The 18,890-nt window shown below is 60.6% G+C and carries 17 protein-coding genes; 13 read left to right on the plus strand and 4 right to left on the minus strand.

The window, feature by feature from the left end; genetic code table 11:
* The first annotated feature begins 9 nt into the window (after positions 1 to 9).
* The 5 genes from ACVDG9_RS02780 to ACVDG9_RS02800 all read left to right on the plus strand — a co-directional run bounded on the left by ACVDG9_RS02780 (position 10) and on the right by ACVDG9_RS02800 (position 5,369).
* Complete coding sequence (locus ACVDG9_RS02780) at positions 10 to 819, plus strand: purine-nucleoside phosphorylase (protein ID WP_022999730.1); 810 nt, start codon at positions 10 to 12, stop codon at positions 817 to 819.
* Positions 816 to 1,598 (plus strand): deoxyribose-phosphate aldolase, encoded by a 783-nt coding sequence (gene deoC / locus ACVDG9_RS02785; RefSeq protein ID WP_447237252.1) that lies wholly within the window; start codon positions 816 to 818, stop codon positions 1,596 to 1,598. The genes ACVDG9_RS02780 and deoC overlap by 4 nt, the downstream gene beginning before the upstream one ends.
* A 23-nt stretch (positions 1,599 to 1,621) precedes the next feature.
* The gene (gene deoA, locus ACVDG9_RS02790; RefSeq protein ID WP_447237253.1) at positions 1,622 to 2,938 is read left to right on the plus strand and encodes a thymidine phosphorylase; all 1,317 of its coding nucleotides are present in this window, start codon (positions 1,622 to 1,624) and stop codon (positions 2,936 to 2,938) included.
* A gap of 84 nt (positions 2,939 to 3,022) precedes the next feature.
* The gene (locus tag ACVDG9_RS02795; protein WP_055659335.1) at positions 3,023 to 4,243 is read left to right on the plus strand and encodes a phosphopentomutase; all 1,221 of its coding nucleotides are present in this window, start codon (positions 3,023 to 3,025) and stop codon (positions 4,241 to 4,243) included.
* Between the two features lie 121 nt (positions 4,244 to 4,364).
* A complete protein-coding gene (locus ACVDG9_RS02800) occupies positions 4,365 to 5,369 on the plus strand; it encodes an adenosine deaminase (protein ID WP_022999734.1) in 1,005 nt (334 codons plus the stop codon).
* 377 nt (positions 5,370 to 5,746) lie between these two features.
* On the opposite strand, the gene ACVDG9_RS02805 is transcribed toward ACVDG9_RS02800, so the two are convergent.
* Entirely contained in the window at positions 5,747 to 7,003 is a 1,257-nt protein-coding gene (locus ACVDG9_RS02805) for an MFS transporter (protein WP_022999735.1), read from the minus strand.
* 147 nt (positions 7,004 to 7,150) lie between these two features.
* Between ACVDG9_RS02805 and ACVDG9_RS02810 the strand changes: the two genes are divergently transcribed.
* From ACVDG9_RS02810 to ACVDG9_RS02840, 7 genes are all read left to right on the plus strand, one after another.
* Positions 7,151 to 8,392 carry a DUF1688 family protein gene (locus tag ACVDG9_RS02810; RefSeq protein WP_447237254.1) on the plus strand — a complete coding sequence of 414 codons (1,242 nt, stop codon included), beginning with the start codon at positions 7,151 to 7,153 and terminating at the stop codon, positions 8,390 to 8,392.
* A gap of 65 nt (positions 8,393 to 8,457) precedes the next feature.
* Positions 8,458 to 9,087 carry a uracil phosphoribosyltransferase gene (upp, locus tag ACVDG9_RS02815; protein WP_022999737.1) on the plus strand — a complete coding sequence of 210 codons (630 nt, stop codon included), beginning with the start codon at positions 8,458 to 8,460 and terminating at the stop codon, positions 9,085 to 9,087.
* Positions 9,088 to 9,193: 106 nt separating this feature from the next.
* Positions 9,194 to 10,093 (plus strand): ribokinase, encoded by a 900-nt coding sequence (locus tag ACVDG9_RS02820; protein ID WP_447237255.1) that lies wholly within the window; start codon positions 9,194 to 9,196, stop codon positions 10,091 to 10,093.
* 66 nt (positions 10,094 to 10,159) lie between these two features.
* Positions 10,160 to 10,666, plus strand: a complete 507-nt coding sequence (locus tag ACVDG9_RS02825; protein ID WP_209170526.1) for a retropepsin-like aspartic protease family protein — start codon at positions 10,160 to 10,162, stop codon at positions 10,664 to 10,666.
* Positions 10,667 to 10,730: 64 nt separating this feature from the next.
* A complete protein-coding gene (locus tag ACVDG9_RS02830; protein WP_031268898.1) occupies positions 10,731 to 12,230 on the plus strand; it encodes a phosphomannomutase/phosphoglucomutase in 1,500 nt (499 codons plus the stop codon).
* A gap of 80 nt (positions 12,231 to 12,310) precedes the next feature.
* A complete protein-coding gene (locus tag ACVDG9_RS02835; protein WP_447237256.1) occupies positions 12,311 to 13,309 on the plus strand; it encodes an aldose epimerase family protein in 999 nt (332 codons plus the stop codon).
* A gap of 54 nt (positions 13,310 to 13,363) precedes the next feature.
* On the plus strand, positions 13,364 to 14,392 hold the full coding sequence (locus ACVDG9_RS02840) for a histone deacetylase family protein (protein ID WP_022999743.1): 1,029 nt from the start codon (positions 13,364 to 13,366) through the stop codon (positions 14,390 to 14,392).
* Positions 14,393 to 14,476: 84 nt separating this feature from the next.
* On the opposite strand, the gene ACVDG9_RS02845 is transcribed toward ACVDG9_RS02840, so the two are convergent.
* Positions 14,477 to 15,097: an HAD family hydrolase gene (locus ACVDG9_RS02845; RefSeq protein ID WP_447237257.1), complete on the minus strand. Its 621-nt coding sequence runs from the start codon at positions 15,095 to 15,097 to the stop codon at positions 14,477 to 14,479.
* 84 nt (positions 15,098 to 15,181) lie between these two features.
* On the opposite strand from ACVDG9_RS02845, the gene phnD reads away from it, so the two are divergent.
* Positions 15,182 to 16,126 (plus strand): phosphate/phosphite/phosphonate ABC transporter substrate-binding protein, encoded by a 945-nt coding sequence (gene phnD / locus ACVDG9_RS02850; RefSeq protein ID WP_447237258.1) that lies wholly within the window; start codon positions 15,182 to 15,184, stop codon positions 16,124 to 16,126.
* A gap of 27 nt (positions 16,127 to 16,153) precedes the next feature.
* On the opposite strand, the gene ACVDG9_RS02855 is transcribed toward phnD, so the two are convergent.
* A complete protein-coding gene (locus tag ACVDG9_RS02855) occupies positions 16,154 to 17,338 on the minus strand; it encodes an acetate/propionate family kinase (RefSeq protein ID WP_447238278.1) in 1,185 nt (394 codons plus the stop codon).
* Positions 17,339 to 17,340: 2 nt separating this feature from the next.
* Positions 17,341 to 18,753, minus strand: coding sequence for a bifunctional enoyl-CoA hydratase/phosphate acetyltransferase (locus ACVDG9_RS02860; RefSeq protein ID WP_022999747.1), 1,413 nt, complete (start codon positions 18,751 to 18,753; stop codon positions 17,341 to 17,343).
* Positions 18,754 to 18,890: the final 137 nt, after the last annotated feature.

Consider the following 18,890-nt stretch of genomic DNA (forward strand, 5'->3'; position numbering starts at 1 on the left):
TGACCCACAATGAGTGGTTTCGGCCGTGAATGCGCGGAGATCGTCCGCGCAGCCCGGGAGGGCTCGTACAAGATTGGCATGATCCTCGGCTCCGGCCTCGGCGCGCTCGCCGAGGAAGTCGAGGACGCTGTTCGCATTCCCTATTCGCATCTGACCGAATTTCCGGTCTCCACCGTCACGTCCCATTCCAGCGAGCTGGTTGCCGGCACGCTGTCCGGGGTGCCGGTGGTGATCCTGTCGGGCCGGGCCCATTATTACGAGGGCGGCGATCCGACGGTCATGCGCACGCCGGTGGAAACGCTGAAGGAGCTCGGCTGCGAGATCCTGCTGGCAACCAATGCGGCTGGTTCCCTGCGCCAGGAAGTTGCTCCCGGCTCGCCCATGCTGATTTCCGACCACATCAACTGGTCGGGCATGAACCCGCTGATCGGTGAAGAGGACGAAAAGCGCTTCCTCGATATGAGCACCGCCTACGATGCGGACTTGCGTGCAGCGATGAAGAAAGTCGCCGAGGAAACCGGCGATCCGGTTGCCGAGGGCGTTTACATGTGGTTCTCCGGCCCGTCTTTCGAGACGCCTGCCGAAATCCGCATGGCCAAGACACTGGGTGCGGATGCGGTTGGCATGTCAACCGTGCCGGAAGTCATCATGGCCAGATTCCTGGGCATGCGCGTCGCGGCCATGTCGATTATCACCAATTACGGCGCAGGCATGCAGACGCACGCGCTGTCTCACGACGAAACCAAGTCCGTCGCCTTGCAGGGTATGGAACGCATGAAACAGCTGGTGCGGGCATTCGTGAAGGAGATCGGCCAATGACTGACATGATCGAACACGCCAAACGGGCCCTCGGGCTCGTCGACCTGACCAACCTCAACGACGACTGCACGTCGGCGGATATTTCCAAGCTGACCGGACGGACCGTGACGGATCACGGGTCGGTTGCGGCTGTCTGTGTCTGGCCGCGGTTCGTGGCGCAGGCCGCGCAGGAACTGACCGGCACGGGCGTGAAGGTGGCGACCGTGGTCAACTTCCCTGAAGGTGGCGAAGATACGGAAGCTGTCCTGGCCGAGACGAAGCAGGCACTTGCCGATGGAGCCGACGAGATCGATCTGGTCATGCCCTACAAGGCTTTCTGCGCTGGCCGCAAGGGCTTTGCGGAAGAGCAGATCATCCGCGTGAAGGCTGCCATTCCGGAACCGGCACTGCTCAAGGTCATCCTGGAAACGGGTGAAATCAAGGATCCGTTGCTGATCCACGCAGCCTCCAACATTGCCATTGGGGCGGGTGCGGATTTCATCAAGACTTCGACCGGCAAGGTTGCCGTCAATGCAACGCTGGAAGCAGCCGAGATCATGCTGACCGCGATCGAGGAGGCCCGGCGCGACAACGCCGAGCGTGTGATCGGCTTCAAGCCGGCCGGTGGTATCCGCACCGCCGAGGACGCGGCTGCCTACCTGGCGCTTGCCGACAAGATCATGGGCCAGAACTGGGTATCGGCACACACGTTCCGCTTTGGTGCCAGTGGTCTTCTGGATGCCCTGATCTCGACGATCGAGGGTCAGGAAATCGTGGACCACTCCCACCACGGCTATTGAGACGGCTTCAAGAAGGACAACAAATGCTGCCGCAAGAACTCATCAGAAAGAAGCGCGACGGTGGAACGCTGGACGCGGCGGAGATCCAGTTCTTCGTCAAGGGCCTGGCAGACGGCTCGGTCACGGAAGGCCAGGTGGCCGCGCTCGCCATGGCTGTCTTCTTCAAGGGGCTGACCGTCGACGAACGTGTGGCTCTGACGCTCGCCATGCGCGACAGTGGCGATGTCATGGACTGGTCGGGCATCGACGCGCCGATCCTGGACAAGCATTCCACCGGCGGCGTTGGCGACAACGTCTCCTTGATGCTGGCGCCGGCGCTTGCCGCCTGTGGTGCCGCCGTACCGATGATCTCCGGTCGTGGCCTGGGTCACACGGGCGGCACGCTGGACAAGTTCGACAGCATCCCGGGCTATCAGACGCAACCGGACAATCTGCTTTTCAAGAAGGTGGTCAAGGAAATCGGGTGTGCTGTCATCGGCCAGACCGGCAACCTTGCTCCGGCCGACAAGCGCTTTTATGCCATCCGCGATGTGACCGGCACGGTGGAGAGCATCGACCTGATCACCGCGTCGATCCTGTCCAAGAAGCTGGCAGCCGGTCTGCAGGGACTGGTGCTGGACGTGAAGTGGGGCACGGGCGCTTTCATGGCAACACTTGAAGATGCTCGTGCGCTTGCCGAAAGCCTGGTGCTGGTCGCGAACGGGGCGGGTTTGAAAACGACGGCTCTCCTGACCGACATGAACGAGCCGCTGGCGTCTGCCGCCGGCAACGCGGTTGAAATGCAGAACGCCGTCGACTTCCTGAAAGGCACGGCAATCGACAACCGCCTTTGGGATGTCACCGTGGCACAAGGCGGCGAACTGCTTGCCTCGGGTGGCATTGCCGCTGATGCAGAGGCCGGTGCCGGCATGATGCGTGAAGCGTTTCAGAGCGGCAAGGCGGCTGAGAAGTTCGCCCAGATGGTTCATGCGCTTGGCGGACCTGCCGACTTCATGGAAAAGGCGGAACTTTATCTGGCCAAGGCGTCGGTGGAAGCGCCGGTCTATGCCGAACATGACGGCGTCATTACGAGTGTGGATGCCCGGGCAGTAGGCGTCGCGGTCGTCGCTCTTGGCGGTGGACGCCGGGCGGCGGCAGACGTGATCGATCCGTCCGTCGGCCTGACCAGCCTTGCCGGTGTCGGCAACACCGTAGACGCGGATGCGCCCTTGGCGATTGTCCATGCCAGAACCGAGGCAGAGGCCGAAGAAGCAGCCGTCGCGGTGCGCAAAGCCTACACCATCGGCTCCGCAGCTGATGTCATCGACAGGCCGAGCGTCGTCGAGCGCATCGCGCCCTGACCGGGAAAATGCGTGCCGGGCGAATGGTCGCCCGGAACCTCTCCGGCTGAACCGGCCGGCAATGATAAATTTGAGGAGATGTCCATGCCTCGTGCAATTCTGTGCGTTCTGGACAGTTTCGGTATCGGCGGTGCCGCGGATGCGGAAGCCTTTGGTGATGCCGGGGCCGACACTTTGGGCCACATCGCGGCGCGTTGTGCAGCCGGTGAGGGCGACAAGGACGGTCTGCGCTCCGGCCCCTTGAACGTTCCCAACATGGACCGGCTCGGCCTGGGCGCGGCAGGGCGTCTGTCCACCGGCAAGGACGTGCCGGGCCTGGATTTCGATGGCGAGCCGGTAGGCCTGTGGGGCTATGCTGCCGAAGTTTCCAACGGCAAGGACACGCCGTCCGGCCATTGGGAAATCGCGGGTGTGCCCGTGCGCTTCGACTGGGGCTATTTTCCGGAAACGATCCCGACCTTCCCGGAAGAGCTGATTGCAAAGATCAGCGAGAAGGCAGGCCTCAACGGCATCCTGGGTGACAAACACGCTTCCGGCACGGTGATCATTGCCGAACTTGGCGAAGAGCACATTCGCACGGGCAAGCCGATTTTCTATACGTCGGCGGATTCCGTCATCCAGATCGCCGCCCACGAAGAACACTATGGTTTGGAGAAGCTGTACGAACTTTGCGAGATCGCGCGTGAATTTGCCGATCCCTACAACATCGGCCGGGTGATCGCGCGACCCTTCGTCGGCGAAACTTCGGACACTTTCCAGCGCACCGCCAACCGGCGTGACTATTCGGTACTGCCGCCGGAACCGACCTTGCTCGACCGTCTGACCGAGGCAGGGCGCACGGTCTATGGCGTCGGCAAGATATCCGACATCTTCGCGCATCAGGGCGTTGCCAGGGTGCTGAAGGGCGCAGGCAATGACCAGCTGTTCGACAAGACGCTGGAGGCCATGGACCAGGCTGCCGATGGCGACCTGATCTTCGCCAATTTCATCGATTTCGACTCCCTCTACGGTCACCGCCGGGATGTTCCGGGATATGCAGCCGCGCTTGAGCATTTCGACCGCCGCTTGCCGGAAATGATTGCCAGGATGACGGACGGTGATCTCCTGATCCTGACGGCCGATCACGGCTGCGATCCGACCTGGCGTGGCACGGACCACACCCGCGAACATGTCCCGGTGATCGCAACCGGTCCGGGTCTCGAAGGCAGAAGCGTCGGTGGTCGCAAGACCTATGCCGATATCGGTGAAAGTATCGCCGATCATCTGGGCATCGCGGTCGGTCCGAACGGCACGAGTTTTCTGTAACCGCATCCGCATTCCGGCAATCCGGTGAATCGGGCACAATAACCGCGGGCCACTCGTCCGTCCTTTCTGCGGAAAGACGGAGAACCGGCCCGCCACACACTCGAATGAGGACCCGCGGGACATGAGCGACGCCATCACGGTACCGAAGGCGGAATTGCATTGTCATATCGAAGGCGCCGCGCCACCGACCCTGGTCAAGCGCCTTGCCGACAAGCGCGGCGAGGATGTTTCGGCCGTCCTCGACGGTAACGGCAAATACATCTGGTCCGACTTCACCACCTTCCTGAAAGCCTATGACGTTGCAAGTTCGGTGTTCCGGACACCGGCGGACTACGCCCTGCTTGCAGAAACCTATTTCCGCATGCTGGCGGCGGAAGGGGCAATTTATGGCGAGATCTTCATCTCGCCAGACCACGCTCAGGCCGCCGGCCTGTCCTACCGCTCCTATGTCGAGGGACTGGCTGCCGGGATCGAGCGCGCCAAGACAGACACCGCCATCGAAGGCCGGATGATCGCGATCGGCGTACGCCATTTCGGTTCGGCCTCCGTCGAACGGGTCATCAAGGAAGTGATCGGCAATCCGCATCCTCTGGTCACGGGCTTCGGTCTGGCCGGGGACGAACGCTCCGGCCACCCGGCCAATTTCGCGAAGGCCTTCCGCATGGCGGCGGATGCAGGGCTGGGCACGACAGCCCATGCGGGCGAGTTCGGCGGTCCGGACAGTGTGACCGCGGCACTCGAATTCCTGCGTGTGAAACGTCTCGGCCACGGAGTGCGGGCGATCGAGGACAAGGATCTGGTCAAGCGCCTTGTCGACGAGGAGATCGTGCTGGAGGTCTGCCCCGGGTCGAACATCGCTCTGGGCGTCTACACTCACCTGCGCTTCCACCCGGTCAACATGCTGCGCAAGGAGGGCGTGAAGATCACGCTCAACTCCGACGATCCGCCCTTTTTCGGCACCACGCTCGGCAAGGAATATTCATCGGTCACCGAAACCTTCGGATGGAGTTTCGATGATCAGATGGAAGTCACCCGCACTGCCATCGAAGCCGCCTTCTGTGATGAGCCCACACGCAAAAGGCTCCTTGTACGACTGGAAAGCGCAAAGCAGGCGCCGACGGGTTGAGGCAGGTCTTCTGCAACATGCCGGATGCGCCGCACGCTGAATACACGCCAGATTTGTTTCAGGCGAGGTCGCTTCGCTCACGCTGATGTCTGGTTTCCGGACCGGCGTACAGCTTTGCTGCGCTTGTCCGGAATTACGCCGGCCATAGGCGCGGCTGCTTTGCATTGGCTCGGTTCAGCGAGAATTCTAGTGAGCTTTCTGGCCTCTCGCCCTCTCATCCCCAAAACCTCATCCTGAGGAGGACCGACAGGTCCGTCTCGAAGGATGGGCGGCATACTCCGGAACAAGCGGCCCATCCTGCAAGACGCCGCTGAAGCGGCTCCTCAGGATGAGGGGAGAAGGGCGATGAATGCCGAAGGTAATGGCGTCAAGCCCCCTCAGATTTCCCCGCCGGTCTCGTCCACTTCCGTGCGCGGATCGAGGCTTACCGTTTCCGGGGTCGTAATCTGCGCGGTCGAGACTGCCATCACGAAATCGGACTTGTCTTCCTGTGGCAGCGAAGCACGCTGACGCATGCGCCAGAGGGCAAAGAGCATCATGGAAAGATGTGCTGCCGCCGTCACCTGGAAGAGTGCGCCCGGATAAGTGAAGGTCATCAAGCCCGAAGCGAGCAACGGTCCAAGCATTGTACCCGCCCCGAAGATAAGCAGAAGACCGCCGCTGATCCTGAGAAAGTCACCTGGCTCTGCGTGGTCGCTCGCGTGGGCGACGATCACCGGATACATGGAATAGACCACGCCGCCGAAACCTGCGATCAGAAGAACCGTGAGGGTCGGATCGGTGCCGCCGAAGAATGACAGACTGGACCCGAAACTCATGGCGGTTACGGCGAGACCGACCAGCACAAGGCGCCGGTCAAGCCTGTCGGACAGCATGCCGACCGGGATCTGCACCACTGCGCCGGCCAAAAGCGCTAAACTCATCATGATGGCAATCTCCGGTACGTCCAGTCCGATGCGAAGTCCATAAACCGCACCCAAGGTGCCGAAGGACCCGTTTGAAATGCCGACCATGAAAACCGCGACCACTGCGATCGGTGAATTGCGCCAGAGTTTTTTCGGGTCCAGCCGCGCCTGTGTCAGGGGCTGGGGCGATGCGGCGGTGGACAGCGCTGTCGGCAGCAGTGATAGCGAGTAGATGATCGAACCGAGAACGAAGAAGAAGAAGCCGGTCGGATCGCCAAGCGTCAGCAACATCTGTCCGGCGGTCGTCGCCCCCAGGTTGATCATCGTATAGATGCCGAAGATCCGCCCGCGCGTTTCGCTGGTCGAGCGTTCGTTCAGCCAGCTTTCCACGATCATGGCAGCGCCGGAAAAGCAGAAGCCGGTGATCGCCCGCAGCACGATCCAGACAGCGGCATCCATGAACAGGAGGTTCAGCAGAACCGAGATGCCCGCCAGCGAGGCAAGCGCCCCGAAGGCCCGCACATGGCCCACACGCTTCACGATGACCGGCACGGCCAGACAGCCGCTGACATATCCGACTGCCCAGCCGGTGCCGAGCAGACCGAGCGAGGCATCGGAAAAGCCGTTGGCGAGACCGGCAAGCGGCAACAGGAGGCCGTGAAGGCCGCCGGCGAGCAAAAGCAGTCCGGATCCGACGAGAAGGGCGGCGATTGAGACAACGGCAGACATGAAACTTCCGGTGTGGGGTGGTTGAAAGGCTTGGGTTCAAATCACACAGATGATGACCAATGACGAACCGGTTTGACAAGGTTATGGTGGGCAGATAGGCGAGGGCAGCGTCTTTTCACACAATCCTTTCCAGATCCGGCGATCTCCATGACCGATACCCAACCAGCCTTGTCCCTGTTCCGGCCGCAACATGTTCGGGAAAAAGCCTATGAGCTTTTGAAGCTCGCCACAGATGGCAAACTCGCCCATGTCGAAGCGGTTCCGGACCGGCTCGAAACAGCCCTTGCCACGGTGCTTGAAACAACCCGGGAAAATTATCCGGATTTTCACATTCCACCCTACGGCATCTGGCGGAATTACGAGGCCGGCGGCTTCGACCGCTGGGGTGCGCTGGCGAATGCGCGCGGGTTTGAAACCGCCGAAGAAATGCTTGCCGCTGCAGCCGACCTTGCCATCCTGGGTACCTACATGAAAACCCGTCATCCTGAGGGCTGGGTCTTTGAAGACCGGATGACGGACACCAAGGCAACCGGTCAGGAGGCTTCGGCACTGGCCGCCTTTCACATGTTCGCGGCAGGTTCCTTTTCCGGTGAAATGACCGATCCCTACCGCGTCGATGCGCAGACGCTTGTGCAGATGGACCGGATGGAACTCGCAGAAGGCCTGCATTGGGACGCGAGGGAAGATGACGACCTGCTCGAGGCGATGCAGCGCCATCTGAAACGCTTCGGTGAAGCGCTTGCCCTGCGGCCGGACCTTTTCGGGGAAGGGGACGAGACCCGTCCCGGCCGTCTTGCAGTCCGGATGGCAAAGGAAAGCGATGGTGTGGTTTCGGCAAGGGATCTGCTCGACCGGTTGCTGGAATCGCTTTGTCCGCTCTGGGACGGTGGTGCCAGCGAAGGAAGCATGGTCTATGGCGACAGCTTCGAGCATTACCAGCGGGGCGCGGTTTCCGAGAGAACTGTTGTGCCGTTCCATCAGGCTGCCCAGGAGATGGTCTATTCACTGATCGAACCTCTTGCCTGGGCCGGGTTTGAAGTCTCCGGACTGGAGGCACTGACGCCGCCGGCCGATCCTGCCCACGCGGCCCTGTTCCTTGACGCCGGTGTCCTGAAAATTCTCGAGCCGGACACGGTGCTGTCAGCAGAGGCCGAACGCGACAGGATGGTCGAAATCCGGGCTGTGGCGCTTGCCCTGACCGACAGGCTTGCCGAACTGCTGCGGCACGAACTCAAGGTTCATCAGGATCAGTTGCCGCTCACCTGCATCCTGGAAGGCGGAACCAGCCGGGCTGGCGGCATTTATTTGCAAGGACACCCGCAGGAAGCGAAAAAACTCGGGCACTTCATGAACCCGGGGTCTGTTTTTTGGTTGCCGTTCGGGGCATAGGTCCCGAACATAAAAAATCATGAGACCGGGCCGGTGTTATGGCCCCATTGAGAAGAGAGGCAGATATGTCCGGAGCCACTGTCATCAGCCACCCGCTGGTTCAGCACAAACTGAGCATCATGCGCGACAAGGGAACGTCCACCCAGGGGTTCCGGCGCTTGCTGCGGGAAATCTCCACGCTGCTCTGCTATGAGGTCACCCGCGACCTGCCGCTCGTCTACCAGACCATCGAGACGCCGCTTGCCGAAATGCAGGCGCCGACCCTGGCCGGCAAGAAGCTGGTATTCGCTTCCGTTCTGCGCGCGGGCAACGGACTTCTGGAAGGCATGCTGGATCTGGTTCCGTCAGCGCGCGTGGCGCACATCGGGCTTTACCGCGATCCGCAGACCCTTCAGCCGGTGGAGTATTACTTCAAGGCTCCGGAAGACCTGAACGAGCGTCTGGTGATCGTGGTCGATCCGATGCTGGCCACCGCCAACTCGGCGATTGCAGCGGTTCAGAAGCTCAAGGAGCGCGGAGCCAACAACATCCGCTTCCTCTGCCTGCTCGCGGCACCTGAGGGCGTCAAGAATTTCACCGAGAACCACCCGGACGTGCCGGTCTACACCGCCTCCATCGACGAGAAGCTGAACGAGAAGGGCTATATCGTTCCGGGCCTTGGCGACGCCGGCGACCGTATGTACGGCACGAAGTAACCGGCCGACAGAACAGACGGCTGAAAGCGCGGAGGGAAACTTCCGCGCTTTTTTGTTGCGCTTGGGCGTGCGGTGTCTAACCTTTTGTAAAAAAAGGGGAGGCGACATGATTACGGTCTTTGGTTCCATCAATCTGGATCTGGTCGTTGCCGTGCCCCGCTTGCCGACTGCCGGCGAAACGGTGAGTGGTCGCGATCACCAGACATTTCCAGGTGGGAAAGGCGCCAACCAGGCGCTGGCTGCCAGGCGGGCAGGGGCCGACGTTCGTTTCATCGGCGCGGTCGGACAGGACAGCTTTGCCGAACTCGCGCTGCTTAATCTGCGCGAAGCCGGCGTCGATCTTTCAGGCGTTCGCACCATGGCCGGGTCGACTGGCCTTGCCCTGATCGGTATCGATCCGGCAGGGGAAAACCAGATCATCGTCGCCAGCGGCACCAATGCGCGTGTCGAAGCCTCCTGGCTGGAAGGCGGTTTTGGGCCTGGTCAGACACTGCTCGTTCAGGGAGAGGTGCCTCTGGTTGAGGTGATCGAAGGTGCCAGGCTTGCCCGGGATGCGGCAGGCACGGTCATCTGGAACCCGGCTCCTGTGCCTGAGGGTGACCTGAGTGCCTGTCTGGATGTTGCCGGTGCGATTGTGGTCAATGTGAGCGAGGCAGCAGAGATCGGAGGTCGTCTCGGCATTGCCGGTGACACGGAAACATTCGCGCTGAAGTTGGCGGAAGGTGGCCGGAACGTCATCGTCACCCTTGGTGCGGACGGTGTTCTCGCTCGCACGCCAACCGCCCGCTATCGCTTCGCTTCTCCTGCCGTCAACGCGGTGGATACGACCGGTGCGGGCGATGCCTTTTGCGGCGCCCTGGCTGCCGCTCTCGATCGCAAGACGTCCTTCGAACGTGCCTTGAAGGAAGGTGCCGCCGCCGGTGCGCTTGCCTGCACCGTGACAGGGGCCCAGTCCAGTGCACCGCATCTGGAGGACATTGCCCGGCTGGCCGACACGATTGCCTGATGCTGTTTTACAGGCCGCTAAGGAAACCGTGATAATCAGGGGGTTCACGCAACGTCGAGACCCTGCATGTCGCGCTTTGTCATCATCTTTCTGGCCTGCATGGCAATCGTTCCGCTTGCGGCGTATCTGCTGGAAAGCAGGCTTGAAGTGCTGGTGAGCAGCGACCCGGTTGCCGAAGATCAGGACGTGGACGAGGCCGGCGAGCGAAGCCACCGAATATCGGCCAACAGGCAGGGGCATTTCGTGGCGGATGCCTATCTGAACGGCCGTGCGGTGGACATGCTGGTCGACACCGGTGCAACCGTCACCGTTTTGCCGGAATCGCTTGCCGAGAGCATCGGCATCTTCCTGAATTCGGCCGACTACAAATACGCAATCCAGACGGCAAACGGCACAGTTCGTGGCGCCAGGGCGACCATTGACAATTTGCGCATTGGAAAGATCCGGCTACGCAATGTCGACACACTTGTGTTGAAAGATCAAAGCCTCGGGGAACCCCTGCTCGGCATGTCCGTTCTCAACCAAATGAAGCGGTTTGACATCTCCGATGGCACGCTTGTACTGGTGCAGTGAATTGTCATACCGTGTTTAGGTAATTACCCAGTTCCGTTCTTCTTCCTTGCTTTGAGAGGCATTGATGTTTCCGAAACCGCGTCCGAAATTGGTTCCGAACACTTTTGAATATGAATCCTTTCCAATGGTGAAGCCCACGGGTTTCCGTGAATACGATGCGCGTTGGCTTTTCGAAAAGGAAATCAATCTGATGGGCATGCAGGCGCTCGGTATGGGCATCGGCACGCTCATTCACGAACGTGGCGTGCGCCCGGACATCGTGGTGGGTCATGATTTCCGGGGTTATTCCTCCTCCATCAAGATGGCGGTGATCAACGGCCTTCTGGCGGCTGGCATCAACGTGCACGACATTGGCCTGGCCTTGTCGCCGATGGCCTATTTCGCGCAGTTCGCGCTCGATGTTCCGGCGGTCGCCATGATTACGGCGTCGCACAACGACAACGGCTGGACCGGCGTCAAGATGGGCATCGACCGTCCGCTGACCTTTGGTCCCGATGAAATGGGCCGGCTGAAGGACATCGTTCTGGAAGCGGCCTTCGACCTGAAGGGCGGCGGCAGCTACCGCTTCGTCGACGGTTTCCCGGATGTCTATTTCAAGGATCTCACCGACCGGGCCAAGCTGAAGCGCCCGATCAAGGTGGTTGCGGCATGCGGCAACGGCACTGCCGGCGCCTTCGCGCCGAAGATCCTGGAGGCGATCGGCGCCGAAGTCATCCCGCTTGATGCCGAGCTGGATCACACCTTCCCGCGCTACAACCCGAACCCGGAAGACATGAAGATGCTCCACGCGCTTCGTGACAAGGTTCTGGAAGTCGGTGCGGACGTCGGACTTGGTTTCGATGGCGACGGCGATCGCTGCGGTGTCGTCGACAATGAAGGCGAGGAAATCTTCGCCGACAAGGTCGGCGTGATGCTTGCGCGCGATATCTCCGCGCTTCATCCCGGTGCTCAGTTCGTGGTCGATGTAAAATCTACCGGCCTGTTCCACACGGATCCGGTGCTGAAGGCCAACGGCGCCAAGACCGACTATTTCAAGACCGGTCATTCCTATATCAAGCGCCGTGTCACCGAACTGAATGCCATGGTCGGGTTCGAGAAATCCGGCCACTATTTCTTCAACAAACCGATTGGCCGCGGCTATGATGACGGCCTCGTTTCGGCCATTGCCATCCTCGACATGCTTGACCGTAACCCGGACAAGACGATGGCAGACCTGCGCCGGGATCTTCCCAAGACCTGGGGGTCGCCAACCATGGCTCCCAAGTGCGACGACGAAATCAAGTACGACGTCGTCGACCGGGTTGTCGCCCGTTTCCAGGATATGAAAGCCAAGGGCGAAACGGTTGCCGGGCAGTCGATCACCGACCTGATCACCGTCAACGGCGTTCGCGTCGTCAGTGAAGACGGAACCTGGGGTCTTGTGCGTGCCTCCTCCAACAAACCGGAGCTGGTGGTCGTGGTCGAGAGCCCGGTTTCGGAAGACCGGCTCCACGCCATGTTCAAGGCTGTCGACGGCGTCCTGCGCGAGAACTCGGAAGTGGGCGACTACAACCAGACGCTCTGACCACTTGACCGATTGACGAAAGGCGGCGGATAGTTCCGCCGCCTTTTGCGCATCCTGCCGCCTTCTCGCCGGAGACTTTCATGATCAAGGAATTTGGGGTTCTGCCAGACGGGACCGTTGTCCAGGAAATTACGCTGGCAAAAGGGTCTCTGGCTGCCTCCATTCTCACTCTTGGAGCGATTATCCGCGACCTCAAGGTCGATGGTGAGACGGTGGTGCTGGGCTTTGACGATCTCCAGAGCTATCTGGATCATTCGCCCTATTTTGGCGTGATTGCCGGGCGCTGTGCCAACCGGATCGGCGGTGGCCAGATGACGATAGACGGGGTCACCTACCAACTCGACCAGAACGAACGGGGTATCAACCACCTTCACGGTGGCTCGCTCGGCTTCTCCAGCAGGGTCTGGCAGATAGAGCAGCACGACAAGGCCAGTGTCCTGCTGAAGCTTGTCTCCGAAGACGGCGACATGGGGTATCCGGGCCGGGTGGAGGTGCTTGCCCGCTATACGTTGACCGGCACCGGTGCGCTGCGTCTGAAAATCACCGCAACCACCGACAAGACGACGCCGGTCAATCTCACTCAGCACGCCTATTTCAATCTGGATGGCAGCAGCAATATTCTGGACCATACGCTGGAAATCGCTGCCGAGACCTATCTGCCCGTGGACGAGGCGCTGATCCCGACCGGCGAGATCCGCAACGTGGCCTGGACGCCATACGACTTCCGCGACGGGCGCAAACTGCGGCGTAAGGCGGGTGAGGAGAACGTGGTCTTCGATCACAACTTCTGCCTTGCGGATGCACCACGCGAGGGCGTGGAATTCGCTGCTGCCCTCGAAGACAGTTCCGGCAATCGCCGCATGGAAGTCTGGACGAGCGAACCCGGCCTGCAGCTTTATGATGCGCAGCGGATCTCGGTGACGGTTCCCGGGCTGGACGGCAGGCACTATGGGGCCCATGCCGGGCTGTGCCTTGAAGCGCAGCGATGGCCGGACAGCGTCAATCACGACGGGTTCACACCGGTTTTGTTACAGCCCTCAGAGACTTATACTCATGTTACGGAATTCCGTTTTTCCTGAAATGGGTTACATTAGCGCTGCTGTGTGAGACAACAGGGGACTTGGGGGCAACTCGTGAAGACGGTTTTTTCAAACACCCAGCTCGCGCATGCACCGGCGCAGGAAATATCAGACGGCGAACTGAAGCCTGCTGTCGAGATCCCGAGCCGCGCCGAAATCGTGCTCAAGACCGTGCGGGAGCGCAATGTCGGTGAAATCGTTGCGCCGGAGGAATTCCCCGTCCGTCCGCTGCACCGGGTGCACGCCCCCGAATACGTTTCGTTTCTGGAAAGCTTCTGGGAAAAATGGACAGCCGCAGGGCGGTCGCGGGAAGCCTTTCCCTTCGTCTGGCCTATCCGCAGCCTGCGTCAGGATGTTCAGGTCGAACATATCGACGGCCTGCTCGGACGGTACTCGATGGATGCCGGTACGCCGCTCGGCGAAAACACCTACAAGGCGGCGCGGGCGTCAGCCGACACGGCCCTGACTGCAGCCCGCCTGCTTCTCGATGGCGAGAAATCGGCTTTCGCGCTTTGCCGGCCACCAGGACACCACGCGGGCTATGACTTCTTCGGTGGATACTGCTTTTTCAACAACGCTGCTGTCGCGGCGCAGTATCTTCGGGACTACGGACTGCATCGTATCGCAATCCTGGATGTCGACTACCACCATGGCAATGGCACCCAGGCGCTGTTCTATGACCGGCCGGACATCCTGTTCCTGTCGATCCATGCCGACCCTAAACACGAATATCCCTATTTTCTTGGGTTTGCCGACGAGACCGGTGAACATGCCGGTACCGGGTTCACCCGTAACTGGCCTTTGCCGCTCGGCACCGATTGGGACAGCTACACACCGGCACTCGAGGAAGCCTGCCGTTGGCTGCTGGTGTACAAGCCAGAAGCGTTGATCGTCTCGCTTGGCATGGATTGCTACGAGAACGATCCGATCTCCGGCTTCAAGTTCAAGAGTGAAGACTACATCCGGCTTGGCCAGAGGCTCGCCAAGGTCGGCGTTCCGACCATCTTCCTGATGGAAGGCGGCTATGCGGTCGACGCACTGGGCACCAATTGCGTCAATGTGCTTGAAGGCTTCGAGGGGTAAGACCTCTTCGCCGGGACTTGAGTGCGACGGATCCTGAGAGGAGGCCTTGCCGCCTCCCAAATATTGGTCTCTTCCTCGTGGCAATTACCCGTTCAGCAGACCAAGCTGTTTCAGTTCCGCGCGCAGACCCTCAGCCCCCTTGAAGTGATGGGCTGACATGCCGGCTTCTCTGGCAGCCTCGACATTGCGCTCGCTGTCATCGATGAAGAGGCATTGCGCGGCGGTCAGTCCGTTTCGCTCCAGCAGGATTTCGTAGATGCGCAGGCCGGGCTTGATTTCCTTTTCAGCGCCGGAGACGACGATGTCGCGGAAGCTGGTCTTCAGAAACGGAAACCGTTCCTGGGCCTGGACAAACTTGTCTTCTGAAAAATTGGTAATTGCATAAAGGGGCGTCCCCTGAGCCTTGAGCTCTGCAAGCATGTCAGGCGTACCGGGAATTTCGCCGGGCACCATGTCGTGCCAACGTTCGCTGTAGGCGGCAATAAGCTCGGCCTTGTCCGGATGCTGGCGGGACAGAACATCAACGGCTTCCACCCAGGGTCGGCCAAGATCCTGCTGCAGGTTCCACTCCATTGTGCAGACCGTCGTCAGGAAGTCTTCGCGTGCATCGTCATCGGGAATGAGCTCGCGATAGAGATATTCGGGATTCCATTCGATCAGGACATTCCCTATATCGAAGACGACGGTCGTGATAGCATCGTTCATGTGGGCGATCCGGCTTTCTGGCGGAAGTTGTTCAAAAGGCGAGATAAAATTTTGCAAGTTTCATCAGAAGGTTATGTCGGCAATATGGCACTTGTAAATCTCCTGTTCCGCTGGCTGGCCCCCATTCTCGCGGCAGTCTTTCTCACCGCTGCCACCGCCAGCGCACAGGATCCGGAACCCCTGCCCGATCGGCTGCGCCTCGGTGTAGTCGTGGCGGCAGATGAAGGGGCCCGCGACCGGGTGGAGCCTTTCCGCCTAGCGCTTGAGGAAATTGCCGACCTGCCGGTTGACCTCTTTCTGATGGATACCATGGCCGATGCTGTTGAGGCGCTTGCTTCCGGAAAGATCGACTATGCTCGCCTTTCACCATCTGCTTATGCTGCCGTGCATCAGCTCTGCAGTTGCGTTGAGCCGTTGGTCACCGCCGCTCCGGATGATTTTCCGGCGCGCTTTTATGCCCTTCTGATCGCGAAGCGCGGCGCAGAGCAGGGAACCCTGGCAGACCTCAAGGGGAAGCGCCTTGCTGTCGGTGGTACCGACTCCGTGACCGGTTATCGTGTTCCGCTCGCCAATCTGGCGGCTGACGGTGTCGACGCGCGCGCGCATTTCACCGCTCTTGTTGAGGTGAAGGACCCTGTTGAGGGCCTCCGCGCCGTTCTGGACGGCCGGGTCGATGCGACCCTTGGCTGGTCGTCATTGGCGGGGGAGGCAAAGAATGGCTATACGGCCGGAACACTCAATGACTTTTATGTTTCGGGAGAGCGCGGTTTCAAGGATCTGGAAATCATCTGGCGCTCGCCGCCGATCCCCTATTCCGCTCACAGTGTGCGCAAGGATTTACCTGACGCGTTGAAACGGCGTCTCAGGGCCGGGTTGATGGACATGCGCCGGGAAGCACCCGACGCCTATCTGGCCATAGAACCGGACCTGCCGGGCGGTTTCGAGCCTGTGGTGCATGCCGACTACCGGCCGGTGCTGCGCACCTACGAGGACGATTACGCCACGCTGCTGGATCCAGCAGGCCGCTGAAGGAACCCTGCAGCGGTTGAACGATCGTCAGGCACCAGCGGCGGCGCTGCCCAGAAGCCGTTCGGTGTGGCGCCGGATCATTGCCTCTTCGTCGGTCGGAATGACCAGTACATTGATGCTGGAGGTATCGGTGGAGATCGTCTCTGCTCCTGCCTCGTTCCTGACCGGGTCGATTTCAAGACCGAGCCATTCCTGACCGGCACAGACCTTCTCACGGACCAGGGCAGCGTTCTCGCCGATCCCACCGGTAAAGACCACGGTGTCGAGACCGCTCAGAACGGCGGCCATGCCTCCGAGTTCCCGCCGGATGCGGAAGACGAAATAATCGATGGCTTCGGCGGCTTTCGGATCGTCGCTCTGCGTCAAGGTGCGCATGTCCTGGCTGATGCCGGAAAGCCCCTTGAGCCCGGACTGCTTGTACAGCAGATCGGAGACCGCATCGGGGCTCATGCCCTTTGTCGTCAGCAGATACAGCACCACGCCCGGATCGAGCTGGCCGCAGCGCGTGCCCATCGGCAAGCCGTCAAGCGCGGTGAAACCCATCGTCGAGCCGATGCTCTGGCCTTCTCGAATAGCGCACATGGAGGCGCCGTTGCCGAGGTGGGCGACGACTAACCGGCCTGTATAGATTTCAGGATGAGCCTGCTTCAGATAGGAGCATATGTACTCGTAGGACAGGCCGTGAAAGCCGTAGCGGCGTACACCTTCGTCATAGAGAGGCCGGGGCAGGGCAAAGGTATCGTTGACCCAAGGGTGACTGCGATGGAAGGCGGTATCGAAACAGGCGACCTGCATGGCCTCAGGAAAGGCTTCCCTGGCTGCGGTGATCCCTGCCAGATTATGCGGCTGATGCAGGGGCGCAAGCGGTTCGAGCGCCTTTAGGTCCTCAAGGATCTCAGCCGTCAGGCGAACCGGTTCGGTGTGGGTGACACCGCCGTGGACGACCCGATGACCTACTGCATCGACGCTGCGTCCACCAAGTTCCTGTTCCAGAACCGGCAGGAGTGCTGCGAGCGAAGCCCCGTGGCTTCTGCCTTCGTCCGCGGACAGTTGCCGGTCCACCCTTGTGCGGGAAACCCGTGAGGCAAGGGAGATATGCGGCTGGGCACCCAGTCCGGAAATCTGCCCCTTGAGTTGAACGGTGTCACCCGAATAGAGGGTGAACTTGATCGAGGATGAGCCCGAATTAAGGACAAGAATGACCGGGTCCATGGTCACTCGCCGTCCCGGTCGAGGATACCTGCCGGATTGCCGGTTGCCTGCCAGTGCATGTAGAGCAGGGCGAGGGCACAGGAGGCGAGGCGGGCCCGGCTGTCGTCGGCTCTGCTCGTCAGCATGATGGGGACCTTCGCTCCGATCACAAGCCCGGCCGCTTCCGCGTGAGCGATAAAGGTCAATTCCTTCGCGAGCATGTTGCCCGATTCCAGGTTCGGTACGATCAGGACCTCTGCATGTCCGGCAACCAGCGAGGTGATGCCCTTGGTCCGGGCTGCCTGCACATCGACCGCATTGTCCATTGCCAGGGGACCGTCGACGATCGCACCGGTGATCTGTCCACGTTCGGCCATCTTGGAAAGAACCGCCGCATCGAGACTGGACGGGATCGCCGGGTTTACGGTTTCGATGGCGGACAGGACCCCGACGCGCGGCATTTCCAGGCCGAGAGACAGGGCGGCGTCAATGGCGTTCTGGGTGATGTCGACCTTGGTATTGAGGTCGGGCGTGATGTTGATTGCAGCATCCGAAATCAGGACCGGGGTCTTGCGGCCCGGGATGTCCATCACAAAGACATGGCTGATACGCCGTTTGGTTCTGAGCCCGCCATCGCGTTTGACCACGTGGTGCAGAAGATGGTCGGTGTGAAGGTGACCCTTCATCACGGCCTTGACCCGGCCTTCATGGACCAGGGCAACGGCACGGCCGGCCGCTTCCATTTCATCTTCGATATCGATCAGCTCATACGGACCGAGATCTTCATCAAGTTCTTTGGCCGCAGCTTCAATCCGGCTCTTCGCGCCAATCAGAATCGGCATGATCAACCCCTCGCGGGCGGCCATCAAGGCACCTTCCAGCGAGTTGGGATCGTCCGGTGCAGCCACCGCGGTCGGCAAGGCAGGCAGTGTCTTTGCCAGTTCGATCATCCGGTTGAAGTGCCGGTGACGCTGCACCAGGATCGCTGGAATGTCGCTGGAATCGAATTCGATAAGCTCTGTCGGTGCGGCGACTTCGGCAACGCCTTCAACAAGGCGGGTACCGTCTCCCCGTGTTACCGACATGTCGAACAGGACAATGTTGTCCGGACGTTTTTCGGTTGCCGTGACCCTGACATGCAGTTTGTCGCCGACCGCAGCTCCGCTCAGAAAGCGGAACGACTGCGCCTTGTAGATCGTGCCGGGTCCGGGAAGGATGTTGCCGAGCACCGCGGAGGCAAGCCCCCCGACCCACATGGCCGGTGCGACCGGTTTGTCGACCAGGCCATCGCCGGTCCAGTCCGTGTCGGGAAGATGTATCGGATTGTGATTGCCGGAAGCGTGCGCGAAAACCAGAAGGTCGTTGGAGGAGCATTCGCGGACGATTTCTGCGGTATCGCCGACCTTGATCTGATCGTAAGTCTTGTTTGTCGCCATCGGTTCAAAAATCCCATACTTAAAAGTGCATATTGCGACGCAGCATTCCGGAGCAGATTAGCCGGAATGTGCGACGTTACAAATACGGGAGTTAGCGTAGGCGCGTGTCCGGCCGATTGAAACGGGATCACGTAACG

The sequence above is a fragment of the Roseibium sp. RP-7 genome (genome assembly GCF_053005225.1).